Below are 18,434 nucleotides of genomic sequence, written 5' to 3'. Positions count from 1 at the left end.
CGGCTGTCCAAAAAACATGAAGCGGCCCATTATGACCGCCCCATTCCGCGTTGCCTCCAAGGGTGTCTACGCGGATGGCGGGTCTATAACGGAAAGACGGCCATTGCGCAAGTTGCTTCACCCGAAGCCAGCGCGCCATTGTCTGCAATATTGCTGCAGATTGTTTAGTCGAACAGACTGGAGACGGATTCTTCCGATGCCGTGCGCGAGACCGCTTCGCCGATCAGATCGGAAATCGACAGCACGCGGATATTGTGCGCGGCTTCGATCGCTGGGGTTGGCTGTATGGAGTCGGTGATAACCAGTTCCTTGAGCTTGGAGCCGCCGATACGGGCGACGGCGCCTCCAGACAGGACGCCATGTGTGATATAGGCAGTCACACTTGTGGCGCCTTTCGCCAGCAGGGCCTCGGCGGCGTTGCACAGAGTGCCGCCGGAATCGACGATGTCGTCGAACAGCAGGCAGTCCTTGCCGCGAACATCGCCGATGACATTCATGACTTCCGACTCGCCCGGGCGATCGCGGCGCTTGTCGACAATGGCGAGTTGGGCGTCGATGCGCTTTGCCAGCGAGCGGGCACGAACGACACCGCCAACATCGGGCGAAACGACCATGACGTTTGAAGTGCCGTAATGAGCGCGGACATCACGCGCGATGACCGGAACGGCATAGAGATTGTCGGTCGGAATATCGAAAAAGCCCTGGATCTGGCCAGCGTGCAGGTCGAGGGTGAGGACGCGGTTCGCGCCGGCTTCAGTGATCAGATTTGCAACCAGCTTGGCAGAAATAGGTGTGCGCGGACCAGGTTTGCGGTCTTGGCGCGCATAGCCAAAATAGGGAAGCACGGCTGTGATGCGTTTTGCCGATGACCTGCGGAACGCATCGATCATGATGAGCAATTCCATCAAATGATCATTCGCTGGGAATGATGTCGATTGCATCACGAAGACGTCTTCGCCGCGGACATTCTCTTGAATTTCGACAAAAATCTCCTGGTCAGCGAAGCGCCGAACGCTGGCCTTTCCGAGTGGAATGTTGAGATATTTGGCGACAGATTCGGCGAGAACACGATTGGAATTGCCCGCGAAGAGTTTCATGCCGTATTTTCCTCACGTCTTTTTCAGAGCGTCAGCCAAGTAAAGGATATGGCGGGCCTTTTACTGTGCTTGACGCACATTGCAAGCGCGCAAGCAAGATTCATGCACAATTCAACGGGAATATCGCGCAAAACGCGTAAATATGTCACGTCTTGGCGCCGGATACCCATGACAGATAGCCTTGTATTGCCTTGTCAGCAATCCCTTCCATGGTCTTGGGCGGGACTGAGCTCCACGGATCAGCACCGCCTCCTGGAACCTTTTCCTGGCCCTGGATGCGGTGAAGGCGCGTCCCCGCGGGATCAAGCACATCCCATACATAGATGATCGTCGTCTGATTGCCGTCGGGGAGGGCAGAGAAGTAGCCTTTCATAATATGGGTATTATCTGTATCGGCAGCCGTGCCAAGCGTGATGCCCTTTTCCTTTGCGAGCGCTGACAGCCGCTGCGACAGTGGTGTAGCAGCTGCAATCGGCGCACCCACGATAGGTGCAAATCGCAATTTTGCCGTGCGAAGCGTGCCAGGCGCGGTTGGTGTAGCGGCCTGAGTCGTTCCAGATGCAGTGACTGTGCCACTGGCGGGTGCGTTTGGTGTAGCCCCTGCTGGTGCGCCCGGTGGTGCTGGTGTTCCTGGTGCAGGCGCTGTCTGGCTACCTTGGGCCGTTGTCAGATCAGATTTGGTAACGCCAATCGGGGATTCTGAGCTATTGCACGCGGTGAGTGCAAGCCCTGCCAGAATGGCGACTGCGCATGTCATTGAGTTACGCGATATCATCTTCACTCAAACCCCGTCATGAGCCACCTGTTAGTCCACTTAAGAAAATAGAAGCAGACAAAAGTTTTATTTTACGATCAAGTCAAGAGGCTGGCGAGAAAGCGGCTCCGCATCACCATTCGTCGTGAGATATGTCCGGCCAAGGGTCATGGCCGTGCTGGTATCTGAATCCATGATGATCATGTGGGCAAATAGTGTCATATCGGGCTGAATCCGTTCCGGATTGCCGGAATAAAACATCGGCATATCCATCCATGACGGCGTAAAGCGCGCGCCGACAGAATAGCCGCAAGCGTTGAGGCGGTGGCGGGTCAGCTCGTGGCTCTCCATAACCTTGGCATGTGCGTCGAAGACATCGCCGAACGTGGAGGCAGGTGTCATGGCAGCTTCGACGGCAAGCAGCGCTTCATGGGCCGCTTCATAGAGTTCCTGATGGCGTTTCGAAGCCTTGCCTGTGAGTACAGTACGCATCATGGGGGCGTGATAGTGGCGATAGACGCCAGCCCATTCCAATGTCAGCTGATCATTCTTGGTCAACTTGCGCCGGCCGGCCTTATAGCGGCACAGAAGCGCATCTTCACCGGAGCCGATGATGAACTCATTGGCCGGATAATCGCCACCGCCGATGAATATCGCCGATTGCATGGCGGCGAGAATGGCACCTTCGTCGGCACCCGCCTTCGTCAGCTTTACCGCGGCATCAAGGGCTTCATCACCCAGTTCAGCAGCCTTGCGGCTATATACGATTTCTGCAGGGCTCTTCAGAACGCGCAGCTTGTCGACAATGCCCGAAATATCGACGAGCTGTCCGAATGCGGTGAGCTGTTCGTCCAGCTTCCGTCCGTTGGCCGCGGTCAGCCCATGGGTCTGATATTCAATGCCGATGCGGCACCCAAGCAGATCGAGATCATTCAGGATTTCGCGCAAATCTGCTGCGGGATTGGCATTGTCGCGGTCGGCCCAAACAATGATGTTTTCGATGTTGGAAGTCTGGCGCGCTTGCCGCAGATCGGCGGAGCGGGTCATCAGGACATTGCTGCCATCGGCCTTCACGACGAGACACTGGAAGAAGCAAAAGCCGAAGGTGTCGTAGCCGGTAAGCCAATACATGCTTTCCTGCGCAAACAGCAGGACCGCATCCAGCTTCTGCTCGGCCATCACTATCATAAGCCGGTCGCGGCGCGCGGCAAATTCTTCCGGTTCAAAATGAAGGGCCATATTGTTACTCCGTGATAGTGATCGCCGAGATCTGGCGGCCGTAGTCCGGTTCCTTGCGATGGGTCGTCCGGCGGTAGGAGAAGAACTGATCCTCATCTGCATAGGTACATGCCTGTAGCGATGAGGCGTTCACCCCGGCACGATCGAGTCTCGTCATGATAAAAGCCCACAGATCGAACATCTTGTGGCCATCCTTGATCGAGTCGCGAAAGTAACCCTTGTATGCGGGATCGGTTCGAATAAATTGGTCATAGAATTCGCTGCCAACTTCGTAATTGTCGGGGCCGATTGTTGGGCCGAGAACAGCATGTATTCTATCACGTTGCGCGCCAAGGGCGATCATTGCGTCAATTGTGTTTTCAAGCACGCCGCCGATGGCGCCCCGCCATCCGGCGTGGGCGGCACCGACGACTTTGGCTTCAGTGTCGGCAAAGAGAATCGGTCCGCAATCGGCTGACAATGCGCCAATGACGATGCCGGGGGTGGCTGTGACCATCGCATCTGCGTCCGGTCTGTCACCGGCAAATGGAGCCGTCACGGTGACGACGTCAGGGGAATGAACCTGATGCACTGTCACGAGGCGCGACAGTGGCGCACCGAGCGATTCCGCGACCCGCCGGCGGTTCTCCTTGACATGATCCTGATTGTCGTTCGAACCGCTACCGACATTCAATCCACGATAGATTCCGCCTGAAACGCCACCTTTGCGGGTGAAGAATCCGTGAGCGATTCGATCTTTTTCGGGTGATCCCAGCAAGGTAGAACGCAGTGGAGCTGGTTTGTCGGATGTGGTCATGCCGGATGCCTTTCAAGGCTGCGGATGGTGGTTGAGCAATCGATTGAAGTCAATTGCCTGAATGTCATTTCGCTTCGAACGGGAAAGTATGGGTGGCGGGATCGGTCACGCACAATACCTTGAACAGTGTCCCCATTTGTTCAGGTCCGGCGAGCCGTTCAACGTCGCCACGGATTTGGTCTTGAAAAGCGGCTGGTTTGCCCCGTCCCAGCGCACCGGCTCGATCAAGCAATCCCATTGCAAGCAAAAATTCGCCTTGGCTCATGGCGCTCGTCTTGCAGCCTTCTGCACGAGCGGCCTGAGCCAGGCTGTGGAAATCCACGTGGGTCGTAAGGTCTGCCGCTCCTGGGATATGCAATACGTCAACAGACGAATGTCGGCTCAGAGCTTGCAATGTATCGCCAAAACCTGGTTGCAAATGGCCATAGTCAAACAGGAGAGCTGCTCCGCGTTCGGCGTGGATCCGCTCGGAAATCTCCTGCATCATGGCGCTGCGGGCCGGGGCTATTTCGAAGATACTGCCCTCTGGCGCGATATTAGCAGCTGGCGGAAGCAGAGCCTGGTCGATCGCGCCAGATCCCGCAGCAAAGACAAGATTCTTTCTGGCATCGAGTGCAAGCGTGCGTTCGACAAAACGGCCCTTTATCTTGACATATTGGCGCGAAGGAATGGCATCGAATAGCTCGTTTGCGATGAGAACAAGGGGCCCAGGTCCAATCTGGCGGAGCTGCTTGGTCCAAACAATCGCATTCGAGTGTTTGCCGAGTGCCGATTGTTGGATCTGGGTCAACCGATCACTGATCTCCACCATGTGGATCTTCGCAGCAGTCATGAAATCCGGTGCCAGCTTTATGGCTGTACGAATCAGGTCTTTCATCAGCGTGCCGCGTCCGGGGCCCATTTCACAAAGGACGAATTCGCTTGGGGCGCCGAGCGCCTGCCATGCGCTGACACACCATACGCCAATTAACTCCCCGAAAATCTGGCTGACTTCTGGCGCTGTGATGAAATCCCCGTCTTTCCCGAACGGTTCGCGCGTCGTGTAGTAACCGGCATCGCGGTCGAAGAGGCACATCGCCATGTAGTCCGCAACGCTGATCGGTCCGGTGGCTTCTATCTGGCGGATGATGCGTTGCTTCAGATTCATCGTCCGGTGGCAACCTCGGGATTACGAGCCGATAATATGAAGGCGAAGCCGATCATCACCATGGGAATGGAAAGCACCATACCCATGGTCAGCCACCCGCCAAAAAGATAGCCGATTTGTGCATCCGGCTCGCGGAAAAACTCAACGAAGATGCGGGAGAGACCATATAGAGTGATGAAGGCGCCGCTGATGAAGCGCGGGCTTTTCAGCTTCCGCCCATAAAAGATCAAGAGTGCGAGGGTTGTAAAAAGAATAATGCCCTCCAGGGCTGCCTCGTAAAGCTGGCTCGGATGGCGGACGAAAGGTCCGCCAGTTGGAAAGATCATGCCCCATGCAACGTCGGTTGGGCGTCCCCAGAGCTCGCTGTTGATGAAGTTTGCCACCCGGACAAGACCGAGGCCAACCGGCACGCCGGCGGCGACGGTGTCAAACATACTGTAGACATTGATCCTACGCGACCGGGCAAAGAGTATCATCGCCAGAATGGTGCCAAGCAGACCACCATGGAACGACATGCCACCTTCCCATACTTTGAATATGTCCAGCGGGTTGGAGACATAACGAGCAAGGTCGTAAAAGAGGATGTAGCCCATGCGACCGCCAAGGACGACGCCAAGTGCCGCCCACAGGACAAAATCGTCAAGGTCGGCAGGTTTCATCGGTGGCGTGTTATTCGCCCAAAGGCGAGGCTTGCCGATCAGTTTCTTGCCATACCACCAAGCAAAGAGAATCCCGGCCACATAGCCTAGACCGTACCAATGGACTGACAGCGGGCCGATAGAGAAAAGCACAGGATCAATATCCGGAAATGCGATCGCGGCAAATGTCGGAAGAAGGATTTCGCTCACAAAGGCACTCCAGTCGTGATTGATGATCGGCGGGACCATGCGCGAGGGCATGAAGAGCGTCAAGTTGCCTCTCCGGTAACATTTGCATGCGGACGATCCAATGCCCAACTTGCTTGCAATCACACCGGGCGGCGATTATCTGATTGGGAACCGGCGCATATCCTTGAAACTGGAAGAGGTTTCGACAAGGATGTGCGCAATTCAAGGTGCTACTGCGTCCTTTATGCACAAAGGGAGCACGGCGCAGCAGAGGAGGTACAGCCATGACCAATGGATCAAATCGCGTTCTCGATGAACTGGCAAAGCTTGTAACAGACGCTGCGGGAGCGGCTCAGGGCGTGCGCCGCGAGGTCGAAACAGCGTTCCGTGGCCAGGCAGAACGATTGCTCAACACGATGGATGTGGTGCAGCGCGAGGATTTCGAGGCTGTGCGCGAAATGGCAATCCGCGCCAGGGCGGAAAACACGGCACTCCTGGCCCGCATCGAGGCGCTGGAAGCTCTTGTAGGCGCAAAAGAGAAAGCTCCGGGCGATACTTTGGAAAAGCCTGCTGCGTCTGGTGGCGGCCGTACAAAGAAGGCGTAGTTTCCGAACTGTAACCGGCGGGTTTGGTGGATTTCGGTCCTGCGCATCAATGCGTTCGGACCGAAGATCACGGAACGTCAAAGGGTCACGACAATCTTCCCTAATTGTTCATTTGATTCCAGAAAGCGATGCGCCTCTACGATCTGGTCGAACGGAAAAATTCTGGCAATTACTGGCTGTAGCGAACCGGATATCAACCCATCGAGAATGAACGTCTTGGCGGCCTCCAACCGTGCCGGATCCCGGACGATCTCATGGATGAGGTAACCGCGCAGCGTCAGACTCTTGCTCAGCACGGTGAACAGCGGGAAGGGGGTAGGATCTGAGCTCAAGCCGCCGTATTCGATGAGAATGCCATTCCGTGACATTGCAGCCGTCAGCGGCTCGATTAATGGGCCGCCAACTGCGTCGAACACAACCCGTACGCCCTCAGTGCCGGTGATTTCTCTTAGCCGGGCCTCCAGATCCTCCTCCGCTGAAGCGATGACATGCGCTGCACCTAACTCGATCAGGGCCTGCTTCTTAACACACGTCCGTGTGACCGCGATCGGGGTCGCGCCAACCAGGTTGGCAATCTGGATCGCGGCAAGGCCGACACTGCTGGATGCGGCGGTAATGACGACAAAATCCTTCCTGCGGAGTTGGGCAATATCGATCACCGCCCCGTAGGCCGTGACATACTGCATCCAGACGGCTGCGGCGCGTTCCCAGGTCAGTGACGGCGGATGCCTAACAACGATCTCGACAGGAAATGTCGCGAGCTCACCATAGGCTGGCCAGCGGACCATCGACAGTGGCGGAACAACGCTAACGGCATCGCCCGGTGCGAAACCGCGCACATCTGCGCCCACCGCCTCGACGATGCCTGCCGCCTCAAGGCCAAGACCGGATGGCAATGGCGGCGTCTCGATATAAGAGCCCGAGCGTATCAAGGCCTCGGCGCGGTTGAGGCCAAGCGCCTTGACACGGATTTGAATCTCGCCGCGGCCGGGCTTAGGAACATCGACGGTTTCAATTCGCAGGACCTCGGGACCACCATGCTTATGAAAGCGAATAACGCGCGTCATTATCATAACTCCAAAAGATTTCGACATAATAAGCTATAGCGGCTGGCATTATTGCGATAAATTGGCTTGTATGAAGAACAGTCGAAATCAAGAGTTTTGAATATGGATCGCCTTACAAGTATGGCCGTATTCGTTAAAGCTGTGGACCTGGGCTCGTTCGCGGGGGCCGCGGCCGCACTCAATCTGTCCGGACCAATGGTTGGCAAGCACGTCCAGTTTCTGGAACAGCGTCTCGGCGTGCGCCTCATCAACAGGACCACCCGGCGCCAAAGCCTGACAGAGTTCGGACGCGCTTATTATGAACGCTGCCAGGTGGTGCTCGCGGAAGCCGAAGCAGCGGATGCGCTGGCTTCCGACCACCTTTCCGATCCCTGTGGAAGGCTGCGTGTCACCATGCCGGCATTATTCGGCCGGCGCTGCGTTGCGCCCATCCTGCTGAAACTTGCACAGCAATATCCCATGCTGGAACTTGATCTGTCGTTCAATGACCGCATCGCTGACCTGGCTGAGAATGGCTATGATCTTGCCATCCGCACCGGCAGCCTGGAGGGCAAGGCCGGTATGATCGCGCGCCGCGTTGCACGCCAGCGCATGATCGTTTGCGCGTCGCCATCCTATGTGGAGATGTACGGCCGGCCACTGGAGATCGCGGCGCTCAGCGGACATCATGCGATCATCTACAGCCGCTCAGGCCGTGTACGCCCATGGCTGTTTCCACGCAATGATGCGCCTCCAATGGAGGTCTTGCCAATCAGCCGGATACGGCTCGACGACATGGACGCTATCGCCGATGCTGCAACCGCCGGCATGGGGCTCGCCTGGCTGCCGCGCTGGCTCATCAGGGAGCGCATTGAAGCCGGCACACTAATCCCACTGTTGCAGGATCAGCCCGAATTTCCTTACGACTGCTACGCCCTATGGCTGCAGACACCTCACTTGCCGCTGAAGGTTCGCCTTGCTGTCGATGCGTTGGCGGCCGCATTGCCCGAGTTCATGACGTGAAATGAACGGACGCGGTCGGTCCCGCTGCTGCACGGATTTCGTGATATTTCACGCCATATGATTTACTGGGTTTTTCGAACCCAAATTTCGGTCAGGCGTTGCTGCTTTTCGCCAGCTGTTGTTCGCCTGCTGCGATCGCCTCTTCTTCCGTTTCGTAAGGTCCAACCTTTGGGCCCTGTTCGCCACCAGTGGTGATCACATAGTACCATTGTCCGTCATCATTCTTTTGGCTTGCGGACACAGTCGTACTTGTTTCGCTGGACATCGCCGGTCTCCTTTGAGTTGGCAAGAACATCAGTCTAGATGGTGTGGATATCGGATATATGACGGAAATTTCGGGACCGTCACCGCGCGATTGTCACCGCGCAAGAACGCAATTTTTTGGGGCCATAAAAATCGCCGCTTCACGAGCTTGGACGTCCGCGCGAACGATGCGGCGATCCTTGCGGGTATTTTCTTGATATTTCCACCGCCCAATCCGCAATCCCCAAAATTAATCTTAAGAATTTATCAACAGGTGGAAATCGCCGAAAATCGTTTTCTTAGAGTCAGTTAAAGGCAGGTCGTGAATCCTTTTGGGAGCGTCTGTCCACACCCATTCTCGCCGTTCGATCAAAAGGGGACTGGCGCTCGGACTCAGCATCAATACACTGAAATTACAGCATGATTCGTTTCTAGGATCATGTAGCGGTTATTCTGGTTCTTAACCGTGGTCCGGTTGGTGCGTTCTTCCTGCCGGTGAGTTTTCAAGCGTTTGTGTCATTCGGGTGGGTGCGCTGTGCTCCCGCAGCGTCATATGAGATTCGATTTAGCAGGTAGTGGCGATGAGCCTTCTGGAAATAGAAATTGCGCGCGATTTGCATCCGGTTGATGTGATTGAGCATGTAGCCCACGCCAACGAATGGGCATTCGAGCGCACTGGGGAAGATGAAATTGCCATCACTGTCGAGGGGAGCTGGACCGACTACCAGATTTCCTTTTCGTGGATGGAGGATTTCGAAGCGCTGCATCTGGCTTGCGCCTTTGATATTGCCGTGAGCGAGCCGCGCGTCAATGAAGTGATGCGTTTGCTGTCACTCATCAACGAACAGCTACTTATGGGCCATTTTGATCTTTGGCGGCAGGAAGGAGCGGTCATGTATCGCCAGTCGCTGCTGCTCTCGGGTGGAGCCGAGCCGACGAGCAAACAGGTCGAAGTACTGCTCTCCAGCGCTTTGGACGCCTGCGAGACCTATTTTCAGGCTTTCCAGTTCGTTGTCTGGTCAGGTTCGACAGCCCGGGAATCGCTCGACAGTATACTGTTCGAGACGGTAGGTTCAGCCTGAGCGAAACCAGATCAATTCAACGGTTGAGTTTATGACCATCAGTTTTGACGATTTTGAGAAAGTGGATATTCGCGTCGGCACTATCGTCGAGGTGGAAACCTTCCCCGAAGCACGTAAGCCTGCGTTCAAACTGAAAATCGATTTTGGAGACGAAATCGGCATCAAGAAATCCTCGGCGCAGATTACGAAGCATTATACGATGGACCAGCTGCAGGGCCGCCAGGTCATGGCAGTGGTGAATTTCCCGCCGCGCCAGATCGGGCCATTCATGTCGGAAGTTCTGACCCTCGGATTTCCGGATGAGGAAGGAGCTGTTGTCCTGGCTGCCATAAGCAAGCCCGTGCCGAATGGCGGCAAGCTGTTCTAGAACCCCATGTGAATAGCTACACCACTGACTCAATTCCCCTTGGAATTGTGCCAATGGCGTAACTATTGTCAGCACTCGAGTGGAACCGACCTGACGCTAAATTGTCTTCGCTACCATCTCCTTGGCGATATAGTCCGCCTGCCGGATCGCGAGACTGACAATCGTCAGCATCGGATTTTCTGCACCGCCGGTTGTGAACAGGCTGCCATCCGAAACAAACAGAAATTGCACCGCCCAAACGTCAGCACTGGTTGGCGAGCGAGCCGCGTAAGGACTGATTGACCCTGATTGCGACTATGCCGGTATTCGGACGACCGCCCGCAAACCACCTTTCGGGCTCTCATCGAGTGAGATGTCGCCGCCATGGCTGCGGGCAATGTCGAGTGCGATGGCGAGGCCCAACCCGGTTCCGCCTGCATCCTGGTTGCGTGCTTCATCCAGCCGGAAGAAGGGTTTGAATACTTCATCGCGCATTTCCTTTGGGATGCCGGGGCCATCGTCGTCAATGGTGATTGTCAGCCAGCCCTCGCGATGATCGGCGGTGACGGATACGTTGGTCGCATAACGGAACGAATTCGAGACAAGATTGGAAATAAGGCGTGAGAATGCGTTCGGGCGGACCTGAATTTCTGGCTCGCCCCGGATGCTTGACTCAAATCCGCGCTCCAGCAACGCACCTTCTTCCTTCAGTTTGGCAAAGAAGCGCTCCAGATTGAAGGTTCCCGTCTCTTCTTCGGCCTCGCTGCGGGCGAATGCCAGATAGCCTTCCAACATGGACTGCATATCCGCGATATCCTGCTCCATGGCATCGGTATCGACCTTGTTACCCACCAGGGCGAGTTGAAGTTTAAATCGGGTCAGGATAGTGCGTAAATCGTGGCTGACACCGCTGAGCATAGTCGTGCGCTGCTCAATTTGCCGTTCAATGCGTTCGCGCATGACGATAAATGCTGCACCAGCACGGCGTACCTCTTCAGCACCACGCGGCTTGAAGTCGGGTGGCGGTGCGCGCCCCTTGCCAAAGCTGTCGGCCGCTGTCGCGAGTTGCTGTATTGGTTTGATCTGGTTACGAAGAAACAGGATTGCAATAGCAAGCAGGACAAGCGCAGAACCCGCCATCCAGACAAGAAAAATCAGGGTGTTTGATGCGTAAGCCTGACTTCGGCGGGCAAATACGCGCATGACCTTATCCTCCAGCTGGATACGGATCTCTACCAGGTCGGAATCACCAATCGTATCGATCCAGAAGGGACGATTGATCTGCCTGGTGATCTCCTCACCCAAGATGCTGTCAAGAATCGAAAAGAACGGCTTGGGACCAGGTGCGGGCAGCGGATCAGCCGGGAGAATCGAGATATTGAGCGCCAGTCTTTCACGCGAGATCCGGATCAGATTCTCGTAGCCCGGGTCTTGGGGATAGGTGTCCATGAGATCGATGATACCGGCAATGTCACGAACCACCGCTGTGGACAGGCGTTGCGTAACAGTTTGCCAATGGCGCTCCATGAAGACAAAAGCGATAACGGACTGGAGTAGTACCATTGGTGCGATAATGATGATCAGCGAGCGCGCATAGAGCCGTTTTGGCATCCAATGCGCGAGCCATCGCGTCAGCTTCCGCCATGGGGCAAGGAGGGTGCTTCGCTTGCGCCGCCAGTGGCGCTTTCTGACTGCCAATGCGCGTTTTGCGGAGTCGGTCGTTGCCATCTTGTCGGTATCCGCTTGCGCACTCGGTTCATAGCGTGGTGTAGATCTTGTCTTGCTACTCCACGCTCAGTTTATAGCCGACGCCGCGCACCGTCTGCAACCAAACAGGATTGGCAGGATCGTTTTCGATCTTGCGGCGCAGGCGGTTGATCTGCACATCGATCGTACGCTCGCCGACATCGCCTTCCTGCCCAGTCAACTCATGGCGTGGTACCGTTTCCCCGGCCCGTGCCGCGAAAATAGCCATGATATCCTGTTCCCGATCCGTCAGGCGGATCAACTCCCCTGAGCGCTTGAGTTCGCGTTTGGCGATTATAAACGTATACGGGCCAAATACGATCTGCTCGATCTTCGCCTGCGTAGCGGGGGCACCTCGCCGCAGGATATTATTGATCCGGAGAATTAGTTCACGCGGATCAAAAGGCTTTGGCAAGTAGTCATCCGCTCCTGCTTCCAGTCCGGTGATGCGGCTGTCGGTTTCCGATAGAGCGGTCAGCATGAGGATCGGGACAGTCTTTTCCTTGCGCAACGACTGGGTCAGGGCGACACCGCTCTCCCCCGGCATCATCACGTCAAGAATGAGAAGATCAAAATCGATTCCCGCAAGCTTACGGCGAGCGTCGTCTGCGTTGGCAGCCACCGTAATGCGAAAGCCGCTGCCGGTGAGATATTGCGACAGAAGATTTCGAATTCGGGTGTCGTCATCAACAATGAGCAGATGTGGCGCATCGTCTGAAAGTGGAAGTTCGTCACTCACCAATGTCGGTCCTCTTTTTTTCGGGCATTCGCTTCCTTGCCCCTGTTCATCGAAACGAGTGGCAGGGTCCGCATGGTTCTACCCTGCCTTCGGTAAACTGTCGATCTGTTGCCATTGGGCGGGGTTCACCATGGCCTTAAGGAAATGCTCAATGATGATCCGATCAGAATGACCGATTTGATCCAATGCACTGGTAATGCGGCGTGATTGCGGTGCCGCAAGCTCCAGTGCGAGGTCGCGGCCCTTTGGTGTCGGGTAAAGTTCGCGTTGGCGCCGGTCCCGTGGACCGGGAATCTGGACGACATGGTCTGTGTCAATAAGTTGCTTGAGTACACGGGCAAGGCTTTGCTTAGTAATCTGAAGGACATCCAGCAATTCCGCCACCGTCATCCCGGGTTTACGGTTTATGAAGTACAGAACGCGATGATGCGCCCGGCCAAATGAAAGCTTCTCCAGGATCATGTCCGGATCGGCGGTAAAGTCACGGTATGCAAAGAAAAACAGCTCGATGATGTCGAGTTCTCTCGCATCTTTCTTGGTCAGGGCTGTCTCGATATGTCTATCTGGTGTATAAGATTTCATGCAGGGTTCCCGCTCTTGTCCGAAAATTATGTCAGTCTTATTGACTTAATTTTAGACTGCTGATAATTTTTGGCAAGCTGTTGGCTACATTTTGAATTAAACGAAAAGCCAATAAGTGTTTCTGGGACATTTTCCTTATTGAAACGCCTATTGGTGCCGTGGGCAATGGTACACCAATTGGTAATCGGGACCAGTTGGTGCAGGCTCAAACCCGCAAAATTATCAGGAATCAAACGCCTGGAGGAAAACATGGCATCCGTTCCATTTGATCAGCTTGAAGGTTACATCTGGATGAATGGCGAATTCGTTCGCTGGGCGGATGCAAAGATTCATGTGCTGACCCATGGCTTGCACTATGCTAGCTCAGTCTTCGAAGGGGAGCGCGCCTATGGCGGCGAGATCTTCAAGCTTAACGAGCACACCGAACGCTTGCACGAATCGGCAAAGATTCTTGGATTCAAAATACCTTTCACCGTTGAAGAGTTGAATGAAGCAAGCCGCAAACTTCTGGCCAAACAGGGATTCAAGGATGCCTATGTCCGTCCGATCGCGTGGCGGGGCAGTGAATCGATGGGCGTCTCGGCCCAAGCGAACAAAATCAATGTTGCGATAGCCATCTGGCAATGGCCAAGCTATTTCGATCCAGCACAGAAACTTAAAGGCATCCGCCTTGACCTTGCGGAATATCGCCGTCCAGACCCTAAAACAGCCCCATCCAAGTCCAAGGCCGCTGGCCTTTACATGATCTGCACGATCTCCAAACACGCCGCCGAAGCCAAGGGCTATGCTGACGCCCTGATGCTCGATTGGCGTGGCCAAGTTGCCGAAGCAACCGGTGCCAACGTGTTCTTCGTGAAGGATGGCGTCATTCACACGCCGACGCCCGATTGTTTCCTCGACGGTATTACGCGCCGTACAGTCATCGATCTGGCAAAGCGCCGTGGATATGAAGTTGTCGAACGGGCTATAATGCCGGAGGAACTGGAGAGTTTCGAGCAATGCTTCCTCACAGGCACTGCCGCAGAAGTTACTCCAGTTTCGGAAGCCGGCTCGTATCGTTTCACGGTGGGCGAAATTGCTGTCAATCTGATGAATGATTATGCTGCCGAAGTAATGCCAAAGAAAGCAGCTGCGGAGTGATCGAAAGTAGAATGCAAAATAGTCTTGGATACCTTCGAATAGAGGTACCAAGCTGTTTGACATTGCTTAAAACTTAGTCAACATGAGTCAGGTCAGGCATGAGTCTGGCTTGAAACGTTGACGGGGTGTCAATCATGGAAGCGCTTCTTCCTATTATTATCCAGCTTATCTCGGGTGGTGTCGGCGGAAATATTGTCGGCGGCCTTCTAAAAAACCTGAGCCTCGGCACAACAGGCAATACTGTTGCCGGCGGTATTGGCGGACTTATCGGTGGTTATTTGACGCAATTCCTCGGTTCCGGTGGTGCTGAAGTCGTGGCAAATGCAGCAGCATCGTCGGGTCTGGATCTTGGCTCGATCATCGGACAAGTCGCCGGCGGCGGTGTGGGCGGCCTTATTCTGACTGCGATTGTTGGGGCAATCAAGAACTCGATGGCCAAGACCTGATCCTATCGGAAAGCAAACGATTTCGAGGGCGGTCCATGACCGCCCTTTTCATTTGAGTGCACTTTGCAGTAGATACTAAATAAGATTGATCGAGCATGGGACTATCGTGAAATGGGACAATTGCAGGCCGGTATTATTCCCGTTACGGCGTTCCAGCAGAATTGCACGATCCTTTTTGACAGTGACGACAAGCATGGTGTTCTCATCGATCCAGGCGGGGACAATGATCAAGTCCTGAATGCAATCCAGTCAAATGGCATCGTGGTTGAAGCCATCTGGATTACGCATGGCCATATCGATCATGCGGGCGGGGCTATGGACATGAAGGATGCGCTTGGCGTCGACATCATCGGGCCACACGCAGCGGACCGTTTTTTGTTGGATAGTCTGGAAGCAAAGGCTTTGCAGTATGGCATTGCGGACAAGGTTCGTAACTGCACCCCGGACCGGTGGTTGAACGACGGTGATACGGTGTCGTTTGGTTCGCATGCCTTCGAAGTCCTGCATTGTCCGGGCCATGCGCCGGGCCATGTCGTTTATTTCAACCGGGTGGCCAAGTTTGCCCATGTGGGCGATGTCCTGTTCAACGGATCGGTGGGGCGTACGGATTTGCCGGGTGGCGACCACGCCGCCTTGATCAACTCCATCAAGACAAAGCTTTTGCCGCTCGGAGACGATATCGGATTCATCTGCGGACACGGGCCGGGCGGGCGTTTTGGCGAAGAGCGCCGCACTAATCCGTTCCTGCAACCATAAAAAAACCGCCGGTCTCCCGGCGGTTCGTCGAAGCTATCCAATCAACATCAGTTGGCATTGCAGAAGTAGTCGCCTCCATCATACCCGCGGAATGTGCCGGTTTCCGGGTTGAACGAGCGATATCGATCTGAACAATAACGGTACCATTCACGGGACCATGGCTCCAGAGAACCGTAATAGCGTGGTGCCTCACGATATACGCGAACAGGCGCGGCACGGTAGGCCGGGCGATAGCCATCGTCATAATCGCGGTAAATAACTTCCGGTTCACGCGGTTGGGCAAGGACACTACCGAGTACGGCGCCGGCCGCAAGACCGATTGCGCCGGCCGCCAATGCGTCGCCGCCGTTGTCGTGGTGGTGATGGCGGCGCCAGCGCCAATCGTCTGCCGATGCTGAGCTGAGGGGTACCATGACCGTTGCAAAAGCGGCGGCTGCCAGGACGGCAATTTTCGTGCCTTTGTTCATTTGTGCCTCCTTTGAAGCATCCTTGGCGAAGCGATTATATGCTTGCCTGATAGTGTTGGGCTGGACTTAGGTGAGGGCGCCAGCCGTAGTGTCTGTTTTATCCGCATGAGCATGAATGCAAGCTGAACGGACATCGCAGGAATTCATTCCACGTCACTCCTGACGGGAAGAGAAAGCACACACAAATTCAGCAAATCCAAGGCAGCGAAGCGCAAAAGCTTCAGCTCGGCGACTGGCCACTCGGGCGCGCCACAAAATTTAAGGAACGGAAATCCCCGATTCCTGACCGGGGATCTTTCTGACGGTGTTAGCCGCCCAGTATTATTCAGTGACCGAGATATTGACGGCCTTTGGTCCCTTGCCGCGACGATCAGGCTCGGTATCAAAGGACACCTTCTGATTGTCTGCGAGACCTGTGAGTCCGGAAGCTTGAACGGCGGAAATATGAACGAAAATATCCGCTGCGCCGTCATCCGGCTTGATAAAGCCAAAGCCTTTTTCACTGTTGAAGAATTTGACCGTACCGGTCTGTGCCATGCTTCGTTCCTTTTCCTTACTTACCGCGTTCCCCTCCGGGTTTGCGGGATTGGTAGAGCCGTCTTCTGTGAGATACATCCAACGGAAATCATGCAGGCAGTTCTCGAATTCAGGAAAGGAGCCGATCATTGCCGAGATTTCTCCCGACCCGGTATTCTTGCGGTTCCGGCGCGCCGTTCTTCCAGTCTTCCAGTGTTCGCAAATGCCCGAACACATTGAGACTGCTAGAATAAGTGTTTTTTGGCAAGCAAAAGTTTTTCTATCATTTAGACGACTATAACGAACGACATTGCAACCTACATACTTAGGAGTAGGAAATTTCTTTAGGCATTCCCGATGGGGTACCTTTCGACATCATGGAAAGTGCGTGGGCCTCGCTCCATCCTTGACTGCTATCGATTGCGCAGCACGATGCAGGCGCCCCCGGCATTATGCAGCTGGGCACAGATTTGATTGGCTTCGTTCCGGCTGTCTGCACCGATGCGTACCGCATAGATACCACGCCGTCCCAAGGCGGAACGGTAGCGGCTGATCACTGGTTCATGCTGGTTCAAAATGGCTGGAAAGCTTCGGCGCAAGCGCTGAAGCTGACCGACAGCGGCCGAACGGCGGAAGTTTCCGGCAATCTGGATACCCCACGGCTTGGGCTTGATCTGAGCCATGGCAATCGTGGAAAAGCGGACAATGGGCAGCTGGCGGCACGCCGCATCGAAACTGAGCTTGGCGTTGAGGGGGCGTGCGTTTATTTCGGTTCCAGCGGCAAAATCGTCTGCCGAATGCCCCGTAATGTCGAGGACATATTCTTCCGTTTCGAGCGGGAGAAAGCCGCCACTGGAAAGCCAATTTGCCACGCGCGTCGGGCCAGCATTATAAGCCGCGGCTGCCAGACCCCAATTACCGAATGATCTGCGGAGGTCCTTCAAAAGCGCAGCGGAGGCTGGAAGTGCCTTGGCAAAATCGAAGGGGTCGTCCAGATTTCGCTCCTTGGCGGTCCCGGGCATGAACTGGGCGATACCTTGAGCACCAACCGGGCTTGTCGCCGACACGTCGAAACGGCTCTCTTTCCAAATCAACCTTGCAAAAAAATCACGTGGGACCCCATGGCCATCGGCCTGAGTCGCGATGGCTGCGCAGATTTGGCCAACGGTTGGCACCGGTGGCTGCACTGGTGTTGAAACGGACGGATTGTCCGCAGACCACGCATCGAGCGGGGGCATGAGGACGAATGCTGCCATCAAGCTGAACCGTCTGAGCCTGTTCACTCCGTAGTCATCCCCTTCGTGCATCTGCGCACAGGCATAAAGCACAGCGATATTTCTGATAAGAGGTATAGCGCAATGATTCCATTGTTTTGATCTGATTGCGCAAGGTTTGAATGAAGGGAGAGGTCATGCAAGCGGAGCCGAGGAATTTCCTGAGAATTGGTGCGATAATGGCTGTGGCGGTCATAGCCGCCAATTGTACCGTTTCGGTAGAGGATAGCGGGCCGCACCATCCGCGGCCAGAGCGGCCGCAGATTTGTACACGCGAATATGCGCCGGTTTGCGGCGTTCGTAATTCCGAGCGCCAGACATTCGGCAATGCTTGCGAAGCACGTTCCAAAGGTTATCGTATTATCGGTTCTGGGAAATGCAGTTTTCAGGACAGACCGGACAGCGGCTGGGACGGACGGCGCGATAGACCCGAGCAGCCCCGCATGTGCACACTGCAATACGCGCCCGTTTGTGCCCGCCGCGGCACTTCCGTCCAAACTTTTGGCAATACCTGCGAGGCTGGCAATGCGGGTTACCAGGTGATTGGCGAAGGACGCTGTTGA

At 55.2% G+C, this 18,434-nt stretch carries 22 protein-coding genes and 1 pseudogene; 8 read left to right on the top strand and 15 right to left on the bottom strand.

From position 1 onward, the window contains the following. Positions 1–164: 164 nt before the first annotated feature. The 6 genes from CU103_RS11235 to lgt all read right to left on the bottom strand — a co-directional run bounded on the left by CU103_RS11235 (position 165) and on the right by lgt (position 5,920). Positions 165–1,097 carry a ribose-phosphate pyrophosphokinase gene (locus CU103_RS11235; RefSeq protein WP_099998201.1) on the bottom strand — a complete coding sequence of 311 codons (933 nt, stop codon included), beginning with the start codon at positions 1,095–1,097 and terminating at the stop codon, positions 165–167. 145 nt (positions 1,098–1,242) lie between these two features. Beyond that, positions 1,243–1,872: a hypothetical protein gene (locus CU103_RS11230; protein ID WP_106664024.1), complete on the bottom strand. Its 630-nt coding sequence runs from the start codon at positions 1,870–1,872 to the stop codon at positions 1,243–1,245. A gap of 66 nt (positions 1,873–1,938) precedes the next feature. Further along, positions 1,939–3,090: a M24 family metallopeptidase gene (locus CU103_RS11225; RefSeq protein ID WP_106664023.1), complete on the bottom strand. Its 1,152-nt coding sequence runs from the start codon at positions 3,088–3,090 to the stop codon at positions 1,939–1,941. A gap of 4 nt (positions 3,091–3,094) precedes the next feature. Next, on the bottom strand, positions 3,095–3,886 hold the full coding sequence (gene pgeF / locus CU103_RS11220) for a peptidoglycan editing factor PgeF (RefSeq protein ID WP_106664022.1): 792 nt from the start codon (positions 3,884–3,886) through the stop codon (positions 3,095–3,097). Positions 3,887–3,950: 64 nt separating this feature from the next. Next, positions 3,951–5,033, bottom strand: a complete 1,083-nt coding sequence (locus CU103_RS11215; RefSeq protein WP_106664021.1) for a class I SAM-dependent methyltransferase — start codon at positions 5,031–5,033, stop codon at positions 3,951–3,953. Beyond that, a complete protein-coding gene (lgt, locus tag CU103_RS11210) occupies positions 5,030–5,920 on the bottom strand; it encodes a prolipoprotein diacylglyceryl transferase (RefSeq protein WP_425350598.1) in 891 nt (296 codons plus the stop codon). Before lgt ends, CU103_RS11215 begins: the two co-directional genes overlap by 4 nt. Positions 5,921–6,144: 224 nt before the next feature. Between lgt and CU103_RS11205 the strand changes: the two genes are divergently transcribed. Continuing rightward, positions 6,145–6,465, top strand: coding sequence for an accessory factor UbiK family protein (locus tag CU103_RS11205; RefSeq protein WP_106664020.1), 321 nt, complete (start codon positions 6,145–6,147; stop codon positions 6,463–6,465). Positions 6,466–6,542: 77 nt separating this feature from the next. On the opposite strand, the gene CU103_RS11200 is transcribed toward CU103_RS11205, so the two are convergent. Next, a complete protein-coding gene (locus tag CU103_RS11200; RefSeq protein WP_106664019.1) occupies positions 6,543–7,532 on the bottom strand; it encodes a zinc-dependent alcohol dehydrogenase family protein in 990 nt (329 codons plus the stop codon). Between the two features lie 102 nt (positions 7,533–7,634). On the opposite strand from CU103_RS11200, the gene CU103_RS11195 reads away from it, so the two are divergent. Further along, complete coding sequence (locus CU103_RS11195; RefSeq protein ID WP_106664018.1) at positions 7,635–8,534, top strand: LysR family transcriptional regulator; 900 nt, start codon at positions 7,635–7,637, stop codon at positions 8,532–8,534. Between the two features lie 91 nt (positions 8,535–8,625). On the opposite strand, the gene CU103_RS31380 is transcribed toward CU103_RS11195, so the two are convergent. Beyond that, positions 8,626–8,799: a hypothetical protein gene (locus tag CU103_RS31380; RefSeq protein ID WP_162707068.1), complete on the bottom strand. Its 174-nt coding sequence runs from the start codon at positions 8,797–8,799 to the stop codon at positions 8,626–8,628. Positions 8,800–9,358: 559 nt separating this feature from the next. Between CU103_RS31380 and CU103_RS11190 the strand changes: the two genes are divergently transcribed. Together CU103_RS11190 and CU103_RS11185 are read left to right on the top strand one after the other, a co-directional pair. Next, positions 9,359–9,859: a type III secretion system chaperone family protein gene (locus tag CU103_RS11190; protein ID WP_100001028.1), complete on the top strand. Its 501-nt coding sequence runs from the start codon at positions 9,359–9,361 to the stop codon at positions 9,857–9,859. A 31-nt stretch (positions 9,860–9,890) separates the two neighbouring features. Next, positions 9,891–10,226 (top strand): tRNA-binding protein, encoded by a 336-nt coding sequence (locus tag CU103_RS11185; RefSeq protein WP_106664017.1) that lies wholly within the window; start codon positions 9,891–9,893, stop codon positions 10,224–10,226. A 96-nt stretch (positions 10,227–10,322) separates the two neighbouring features. Here CU103_RS11185 and CU103_RS32025 read toward each other — a convergent pair. From CU103_RS32025 to CU103_RS11170, 4 genes and pseudogenes are all read right to left on the bottom strand, one after another. After that, positions 10,323–10,457: pseudogene (locus tag CU103_RS32025) on the bottom strand (hypothetical protein); the annotation flags it as partial. Positions 10,458–10,520: 63 nt separating this feature from the next. Beyond that, a complete protein-coding gene (locus CU103_RS11180; RefSeq protein ID WP_106664262.1) occupies positions 10,521–11,816 on the bottom strand; it encodes a sensor histidine kinase in 1,296 nt (431 codons plus the stop codon). A 172-nt stretch (positions 11,817–11,988) separates the two neighbouring features. Continuing rightward, positions 11,989–12,693, bottom strand: a complete 705-nt coding sequence (locus tag CU103_RS11175; protein ID WP_106664016.1) for a response regulator — start codon at positions 12,691–12,693, stop codon at positions 11,989–11,991. A gap of 75 nt (positions 12,694–12,768) precedes the next feature. After that, positions 12,769–13,272, bottom strand: coding sequence for a MarR family winged helix-turn-helix transcriptional regulator (locus CU103_RS11170; protein ID WP_106664015.1), 504 nt, complete (start codon positions 13,270–13,272; stop codon positions 12,769–12,771). Between the two features lie 249 nt (positions 13,273–13,521). Here CU103_RS11170 and CU103_RS11165 point away from each other — a divergent pair, with 249 nt between their 5' ends. From CU103_RS11165 to CU103_RS11155, 3 genes are all read left to right on the top strand, one after another. Then, a complete protein-coding gene (locus CU103_RS11165) occupies positions 13,522–14,412 on the top strand; it encodes a branched-chain amino acid aminotransferase (protein WP_106664014.1) in 891 nt (296 codons plus the stop codon). Between the two features lie 134 nt (positions 14,413–14,546). Continuing rightward, on the top strand, positions 14,547–14,858 hold the full coding sequence (locus CU103_RS11160; RefSeq protein WP_106664013.1) for a hypothetical protein: 312 nt from the start codon (positions 14,547–14,549) through the stop codon (positions 14,856–14,858). Positions 14,859–14,969: 111 nt separating this feature from the next. Beyond that, on the top strand, positions 14,970–15,614 hold the full coding sequence (locus tag CU103_RS11155) for an MBL fold metallo-hydrolase (protein ID WP_106664012.1): 645 nt from the start codon (positions 14,970–14,972) through the stop codon (positions 15,612–15,614). A gap of 47 nt (positions 15,615–15,661) precedes the next feature. Here the strand turns inward: CU103_RS11155 and CU103_RS11150 are convergent, their stop codons facing one another. The 3 genes from CU103_RS11150 to CU103_RS11140 form a co-directional block, all read right to left on the bottom strand. After that, on the bottom strand, positions 15,662–16,081 hold the full coding sequence (locus CU103_RS11150) for a BA14K family protein (RefSeq protein WP_106664011.1): 420 nt from the start codon (positions 16,079–16,081) through the stop codon (positions 15,662–15,664). Positions 16,082–16,402: 321 nt separating this feature from the next. Beyond that, the gene (locus CU103_RS11145) at positions 16,403–16,618 is read right to left on the bottom strand and encodes a cold-shock protein (RefSeq protein ID WP_099998216.1); all 216 of its coding nucleotides are present in this window, start codon (positions 16,616–16,618) and stop codon (positions 16,403–16,405) included. A gap of 392 nt (positions 16,619–17,010) precedes the next feature. After that, complete coding sequence (locus tag CU103_RS11140) at positions 17,011–17,853, bottom strand: lytic transglycosylase domain-containing protein (protein ID WP_106664010.1); 843 nt, start codon at positions 17,851–17,853, stop codon at positions 17,011–17,013. Positions 17,854–18,008: 155 nt separating this feature from the next. Between CU103_RS11140 and CU103_RS11135 the strand changes: the two genes are divergently transcribed. Continuing rightward, on the top strand, positions 18,009–18,434 hold the full coding sequence (locus CU103_RS11135) for a Kazal-type serine protease inhibitor domain-containing protein (RefSeq protein WP_106664261.1): 426 nt from the start codon (positions 18,009–18,011) through the stop codon (positions 18,432–18,434).

Source organism: Phyllobacterium sophorae (assembly GCF_003010965.1).
GTDB lineage: Bacteria > Pseudomonadota > Alphaproteobacteria > Rhizobiales > Rhizobiaceae > Phyllobacterium > Phyllobacterium sophorae.
This window is presented reverse-complemented; position numbering and strand designations above follow the sequence as displayed.

Bases quoted from the DNA above. Each gene is read 5' to 3' on its own strand.
- CU103_RS11235 (WP_099998201.1), bottom strand. From the start codon at position 1,097: ATGAAACTCTTCGCGGGCAATTCCAATCGTGTTCTCGCCGAATCTGTC.
- CU103_RS11230 (WP_106664024.1), bottom strand. From the start codon at position 1,872: ATGATATCGCGTAACTCAATGACATGCGCAGTCGCCATTCTGGCAGGG.
- CU103_RS11225 (WP_106664023.1), bottom strand. From the start codon at position 3,090: ATGGCCCTTCATTTTGAACCGGAAGAATTTGCCGCGCGCCGCGACCGG.
- pgeF (WP_106664022.1), bottom strand. From the start codon at position 3,886: ATGACCACATCCGACAAACCAGCTCCACTGCGTTCTACCTTGCTGGGA.
- CU103_RS11215 (WP_106664021.1), bottom strand. From the start codon at position 5,033: ATGAATCTGAAGCAACGCATCATCCGCCAGATAGAAGCCACCGGACCG.
- lgt (WP_425350598.1), bottom strand. From the start codon at position 5,920: ATGGTCCCGCCGATCATCAATCACGACTGGAGTGCCTTTGTGAGCGAA.
- CU103_RS11205 (WP_106664020.1), top strand. From the start codon at position 6,145: ATGACCAATGGATCAAATCGCGTTCTCGATGAACTGGCAAAGCTTGTA.
- CU103_RS11200 (WP_106664019.1), bottom strand. From the start codon at position 7,532: ATGACGCGCGTTATTCGCTTTCATAAGCATGGTGGTCCCGAGGTCCTG.
- CU103_RS11195 (WP_106664018.1), top strand. From the start codon at position 7,635: ATGGATCGCCTTACAAGTATGGCCGTATTCGTTAAAGCTGTGGACCTG.
- CU103_RS31380 (WP_162707068.1), bottom strand. From the start codon at position 8,799: ATGTCCAGCGAAACAAGTACGACTGTGTCCGCAAGCCAAAAGAATGAT.
- CU103_RS11190 (WP_100001028.1), top strand. From the start codon at position 9,359: ATGAGCCTTCTGGAAATAGAAATTGCGCGCGATTTGCATCCGGTTGAT.
- CU103_RS11185 (WP_106664017.1), top strand. From the start codon at position 9,891: ATGACCATCAGTTTTGACGATTTTGAGAAAGTGGATATTCGCGTCGGC.
- CU103_RS11180 (WP_106664262.1), bottom strand. From the start codon at position 11,816: ATGCCAAAACGGCTCTATGCGCGCTCGCTGATCATCATTATCGCACCA.
- CU103_RS11170 (WP_106664015.1), bottom strand. From the start codon at position 13,272: ATGAAATCTTATACACCAGATAGACATATCGAGACAGCCCTGACCAAG.
- CU103_RS11165 (WP_106664014.1), top strand. From the start codon at position 13,522: ATGGCATCCGTTCCATTTGATCAGCTTGAAGGTTACATCTGGATGAAT.
- CU103_RS11160 (WP_106664013.1), top strand. From the start codon at position 14,547: ATGGAAGCGCTTCTTCCTATTATTATCCAGCTTATCTCGGGTGGTGTC.
- CU103_RS11155 (WP_106664012.1), top strand. From the start codon at position 14,970: ATGGGACAATTGCAGGCCGGTATTATTCCCGTTACGGCGTTCCAGCAG.
- CU103_RS11150 (WP_106664011.1), bottom strand. From the start codon at position 16,081: ATGAACAAAGGCACGAAAATTGCCGTCCTGGCAGCCGCCGCTTTTGCA.
- CU103_RS11145 (WP_099998216.1), bottom strand. From the start codon at position 16,618: ATGGCACAGACCGGTACGGTCAAATTCTTCAACAGTGAAAAAGGCTTT.
- CU103_RS11140 (WP_106664010.1), bottom strand. From the start codon at position 17,853: ATGGCAGCATTCGTCCTCATGCCCCCGCTCGATGCGTGGTCTGCGGAC.
- CU103_RS11135 (WP_106664261.1), top strand. From the start codon at position 18,009: ATGCAAGCGGAGCCGAGGAATTTCCTGAGAATTGGTGCGATAATGGCT.